This is a genomic window from Rhizobium sp. YJ-22, from assembly GCF_029601685.1.
GTDB lineage: Bacteria > Pseudomonadota > Alphaproteobacteria > Rhizobiales > Rhizobiaceae > Metarhizobium.
In genome coordinates this window covers 15,517-15,766 of sequence record NZ_JARRIR010000006.1, presented here as the reverse complement: position 1 = coordinate 15,766, position 250 = coordinate 15,517, and the positions used below count along the sequence as shown (strand labels likewise).

Genomic DNA, 250 nt, shown 5'->3' with positions numbered 1-250 from the left:
GCCGGCGAACTGATGGCGGCGATCCGCGAGGCTGGCGGCCGGCTGGAGCATGATTTCCTCAAATTCGTGCTGACCCGCCACGATCCCAACGACCATCCGCAACTGCATGTCGTGGCGCTGCTGCGCAGCCTGTTTGCCGAGGCGGTGCTGAAACACCCCGTCGTCGAGACGACGGCGATCGCCAATGCCAGCATCGAGCGCAAGAGCCTGTACGAAATCGACCGCACCGCCATCGGCCGCGAAACATTGA

Annotated in this window: 1 pseudogene; it reads left to right on the top strand. The window is 64.0% G+C overall.

The window, feature by feature from the left end:
• Window positions 1-250: pseudogene (locus P7F60_RS15020) on the top strand (plasmid partitioning protein RepA); the annotation flags it as partial.